Origin of the sequence: Brasilonema bromeliae SPC951 (assembly GCF_012912135.1) — a bacterium.
Classification (GTDB): domain Bacteria; phylum Cyanobacteriota; class Cyanobacteriia; order Cyanobacteriales; family Nostocaceae; genus Brasilonema; species Brasilonema bromeliae.
In genome coordinates, this window is the sequence record NZ_QMEB01000326.1 from 1 (window position 1) to 5450 (window position 5450).

The following is a 5450-nucleotide window of genomic DNA, read 5'->3' on the forward strand; positions in this document are numbered from 1 at the left end:
TGGTACTGTAATTGTCGGTTGTGTGACTGGCACAGAAGGCTGAGTCACCGGTGGTACTGTAATTGTCGGTTGTGTGACTGGCACAGAAGGCTGAGTCACCGGTGGTGCTGTAATTGTCGGTTGTGTGACTGGCACAGGAGTTACTGGCCCAGAAGGTGTAACTATTGGTGATGTGGTAGTAGTTGGTTCGTTGGTTGGCGGCGTCCCCGAATCCGTAGGTATAGACCTAGGCTTGGGTGTGGAAGATGAAACAGGATTTGACACAAGATCTTGGTTATCGATTATACCGGGAACTGGGGAATTATCTCTGGTAATGTTGTTACTGGGTAAATTAGGGGAAGTCGTTGGCTTTACAAAAGGTGGGTTTTCAACAACGTCCTGACCAGCCACTGGCGATTGTGCAGCAACAGCAGCAGCAGTTTCAGCTTGAACGCTGGCGATCGCCGGATCTGAATTTGGTATACCATTTCTTAAAGTCAGATTTAAATCCCGAACCAGGGTACTCGTTTCATAAAAAGTTCTTAGATCAAAATCGTATAAACCTTTCAATTCCCCTTTAACTAGAACTATCAGCTGTCCTGCTTGTAGCTCTCGTTTTTGAGAAGCATCTTTATTAGAAACTTGAATGCCACTGTTTGTCAGTGCACCAACAATCGTGGTATCCGTTTCCTGGTCATAACGTACAAATAATGCTGAACCGCGAATTGCTGCTGCTGCATTTGGCGTACTTATACGTGTTTGTCCCCTGCCTGGTGGGATGAGGAGCAGTACTGTCCCATGGTCAAGGTTAAAGTTTCTTCTTTGTGGCAAGAATTGAAAAACCGCCTGTTCTCCGATCCGAGCCAAAGACCCGTCGTTAAAACGTAAGTCTGCCAAAGCAGATCGCCCTGTAGATAACTTATCTCCCGGACTCATAGAATCCGATTTCCGTGCCGCACGCTTAGAGTTCTTGTGCGGCATGAGTTGCACCAAATTGCGGAGGTTTTGAATGACAGCAACACTCAAAGGAGTTGTAGCATTTGCTTGTTTTGGCATGGGGAACATAACAACTCCCCAGAAACTAATGATTATGAGTAGAAAAAACTTACGAAACATAGTTTGGAGCCTCGGATAATTTTACTGATACCAAACCAGTTGAAGACGGGTTCTAATGTTGACAGTTTAAGCCTATTATCTGTTATTGCCATTGTTTACGTGAATATGCTTAACTCTAATTTATTATTTAATTTGATTTTATCTGTAATTATACTGTTAATCGGTCATGATAGTTTATTTTAAGAAAACTCGTCTTTGAGAAACTATAGTGTAAGCTTCATACATACCTCTTAATGATATAAATGGCTAGACACTGATTTAACTTGAATTAAGAAGTAGACATTACCTCTGTTTTCAAGTCCCGACCCTTCAGGGCGGAGTCAGTAACAGTTTATTTGCGTTTTTCATATAAAAATGGGTACATTTACCAAAGACTGTCGCTAAAGTCTCTTGAAATTATAATTTTTTCCAATGGAACTTTTAGCACAGTGAGTGAGTCTACTGTTGCCAAAAATGAAAGATTAAATATGCAACCCAAGGGCTGGATAAATTTGTTCTTTTGGATTGTATTAGCTTATAGTAGTGCAATCTTGTTTTACATCAAGAAGGTAGATGCGGCGCAGGCTGCTAATACAGACCGATCAATGACTGAAGATGATCTAAAATCAAGAATAACATTTTTAGGGGTTGCATGGATACCCGCTCAATTGTGGCAAGAGTGTGGGCAAATATCTCGCAAAGAAGTAGAAAAAATAAATTTTGGTAAAAAAGTAGGGCGTTCTCAGGAAAAAGAGGGCATGTTTTCTGGCTCTTTTGCCTCTACAAGCTACCCTGCAAATACTTATGATAGAATCTCAAATTTATATTCCCAGACACCACCAGATCAGACACCGCCACCCTCACCAACTCTTGAACAAAATCCACCGCCAGTACCTGAAGGAAATCAAACTCCAGCACCACCACCAGCAGCACCAACACCACCAGCAGCACCAACAGCACCCACATCAACACCACCCACTCCAGCACCACCTCCAGCACCATCTCCAGCACCACCTCCAGCACCACGTTCTGCACCCACCCCAGCACCACGACCTGCACCCTCTACACCGGATAATTTGCCACAGCTAGAAGGTCAACCCGCTGATTTTCTCCAACCTTCCTCACCAGCTATAGAGCAACGATTGCAATTACCTGAAATTGATTACGCACAAAGATTGAAGAGGCTATCGCAATTGTTGCAGGAGAAAAAGCAAGCGTCTACCGAAGTTAGCGATTCTGAACTAGGAATAATAAGGGCACGACCAACAAAACCATTAGAACCGCAGAAACCCCCAAAGCGTCCTGAGAGATCTATAGGTTATCTACAGGCTCATGTAGGCTATTTTCATACAAATAATATTTTTTCCTCAACAGTAGCTCCCATAGAAGACGGCTTGATTTACTCTGGATTAACACTAGCTTCTATGCCTATACGCTTAGGAAACAGAACTTTTTTGAATGGATCAATCGATGGCAACTTAATGCGTTACATTAATCAATCAAAATACAATTACAACCAAGTGAGATTCAATGTTGGTATTTTCCAGCAGTTCTCGTCGCAAATGTATGGGGAAATTGGATGGAGTAATCAACAGTTATTCTATGCAAGAAATGGTACTAATTTTGACGCTGGTCAGCGCTTTTTGAATGAAGATTCTTTCCGCCTGTCTTTGGGACGACGAGACCCCCTCACATCTAAATTAATGTTAGATAGTTTCTACGAATTGCGTCTGAGCTTAACTGATCCTCCCAGTCAACAAGACAATCGCGATCGACTGATTCATACTGCGTGGGTTTCTTTGAACTACTACTTAGAACCATCACTCCAAATTGGTCTTGATTATCAGTTTGGTTTATCAGACTTCACGCGACGTCAGCGAGAAGACATATACCATCGGTTATATGGCCACTTCACTTATGGGCTATCAAATTACACAAATCTTAGTGTACAGGGAGGTGTTACTTTGGGTAGCTCAACTGACAGAAATATTGATGTTGATGGCTGGTTCTTCAGTATTAACTACAATTTGGAATTAGGTCGTTTTTGAGTCTTCTCTTTGAGCGTCATAAATCACAAATGCCTAATAACTAATCCAGTCACTCCAGCTACCAGCATAAAGTTTACCTCTCGGAATTCCAGCGACTTCCAGAGAGAGTAAATTCACACAAGCAGTGACGCCAGAACCACAATAGACAAAAAATTCCTTTGCATTTTCCAACTCTAACCAGCGTTGACGTTGCTGTTGTTGCGGAAGTAAAAAACCTGCAGCATCTGTCACTTCTTGCCAAGGATAATTAACCGCACCAGGAATATGACCAGCAATTTTATCAATTGGTTCTTTAATTCCTAGATAACGTTCGCTTTCTCGTGAATCAACCAACGCTACTTCTGGTAAATCTTTCCGGCTTTTGACGGCCGAAATATCCACTTCCATCTGTGGTTGTAAATCAGGGCTAAAAGTCACTATTTGAGGTTCAGGAATGACATCTGTAACAGGGTAACCAGCTTTTTTCCACGCAGAAAACCCTCCATCTAGGACAGCGACTTGCTCGTGTCCAAGATAACGTAATAGCCACCATAAACGAGATGCAAAGGCAAGTCGGGAGTCATCGTAAGTAACAACTAGAGTTTTTTGAGAATGGACTCCGATTGTTGATAACTTATTCGCTAATTCAATCGGGTTAGGTAAAGGATGTCTTCCTCCATGTTCTTCGACTCGACTGGAAAGATCCTGATTCAAGTCTAAGTAATACGCTCCATTGATATGACTTTCTTGGTATTGCTGTCGTCCCAGTTGTGGATCAGCCAGAGAGAAGCGACAATCCACGATCACAACTTGGGCGTCATCAAGATGTTGAAGTAGCCATTCACAAGAAACAACAAAAGGGGTGTTGGTCATAAACTCAGATTGGTCATTGGTCATTGTTTATTGTTTATTGTTAGTTGTTAGGTGTGCCACTCTCTACTCACCACTCATCACTAACGACTAACCACTATCTATAACTATGTCAGACTTAGACAATTTTACACCCAAGCTCACAGCAGATGGCTCGTTCACTTTTTTTTCTCATGAGTTTGGCGAGTCGTTTCACAGCCATTTTGGAGCGCGTCAGGAGAGTTTTCTCAAGTTTGCGGTTCCTACTCAACTACCGTTGAAAGCACACAAACCAACAGTGCGCTTGTTGGACGTTTGTTATGGTTTGGGATATAATACAGCGGCTGCTTTACAAACAATTTGGACAGTCAATCCCAACTGTTATATAGAAGTTATTGGTTTAGAACTGAATACAGCTGTACCACAAGCTGCGATCGCTCATCACTTATTCGACAATTGGGAATACCAATACACCCAAATTTTGACCGAGTTAGCCTTTGAACATCAATTGGTGCAAGAGCGTCTCAAAGCAACTCTACTTATTGGTGATGCCAGAAACTCGATAAGATTTATTCACCAGTCAGGTTTTAAGGCTGATGCAATTTTTCTCGATCCGTTTTCACCACCTCATTGTCCTCAGTTATGGACTATTGAATTTATCAAACAACTGTCCCTTTGTTTAGACATAGATGGCTTACTTGCCACTTACTCTTGTGCTGCTGCTGTACGTACAGCACTTTTGGCGGCTGGACTCCAAATCGGTTCTACACCACCAGTGGGAAGAAAGACACCCGGTACTGTAGCTGGACATCGAGAAGTAGGCAAAGATGACGGAGTGAAGGAAAATATCCTTGTCTGTTTCTCTCCTTCTGTGTTTCCCTCTTCATCCTCCCCATCTCCCTTTGCCTCGCTTTCCCAAGTAGAACAGGAACATTTACTCACTCGTGCTGCTATTCCTTATCGCGATCCACATTTGTGCGATACCGGTGATGTGATTTTGAGACGGCGACAACAAGAGCAACAAACTTCTTCTCTAGAGTCTACCTCTAGTTGGCGAAAAAGATGGTCATCGAAAAATCAACTAAATAACATGTAGCATTTGTCGCTTACTTTTTGTATAATCAAAAATACAAAATTTCTGTGATCAAAGTCATCAGTATAAATAGCAGAGTCTCACTGACATGCAGAGGTAGTTATAGTTTGATAATTAACATCAGTTTCACGGCTCAAATACGTACAAAACTATCTCAAAAGCATAAGTTAAAACCCGATACACCTTATTTTGATAGAAATAACATGCGTTAATAATTTCGTTGGAAGAGTAAATAAAAAAATCTCAGTAAAAACCCGATTTAATCTATTTGGAAAAATTGCTTATACTAAAAACATATAAAACAAAATAAGGCAGCAATAGTTTCAATTACATGAGACTATAAACATTTACCGTAGAAAAAAAACGAGTATACTTTTTTGTCAAACCCTGTCAACACTCAGGGAGGT

At 41.5% G+C, this 5450-nt stretch carries 4 protein-coding genes; 2 read left to right on the plus strand and 2 right to left on the minus strand.

The genetic code is table 11. The features are described from left to right. The coding region (locus DP116_RS26685; protein ID WP_339381596.1) for a FecR domain-containing protein at positions 1-1035 on the minus strand (1035 nt) is incomplete at its 3' end. A 488-nt stretch (positions 1036-1523) separates the two neighbouring features. On the opposite strand from DP116_RS26685, the gene DP116_RS26690 reads away from it, so the two are divergent. After that, complete coding sequence (locus tag DP116_RS26690; protein ID WP_339381597.1) at positions 1524-3122, plus strand: hypothetical protein; 1599 nt, start codon at positions 1524-1526, stop codon at positions 3120-3122. A gap of 33 nt (positions 3123-3155) precedes the next feature. Here the strand turns inward: DP116_RS26690 and DP116_RS26695 are convergent, their stop codons facing one another. Further along, the gene (locus tag DP116_RS26695; RefSeq protein ID WP_169158018.1) at positions 3156-3974 is read right to left on the minus strand and encodes a sulfurtransferase; all 819 of its coding nucleotides are present in this window, start codon (positions 3972-3974) and stop codon (positions 3156-3158) included. Positions 3975-4080: 106 nt separating this feature from the next. Here DP116_RS26695 and DP116_RS26700 point away from each other — a divergent pair, with 106 nt between their 5' ends. Next, a complete protein-coding gene (locus DP116_RS26700; protein ID WP_169158016.1) occupies positions 4081-5046 on the plus strand; it encodes a tRNA (5-methylaminomethyl-2-thiouridine)(34)-methyltransferase MnmD in 966 nt (321 codons plus the stop codon). The last annotated feature ends 404 nt before the right edge of the window (positions 5047-5450 follow it).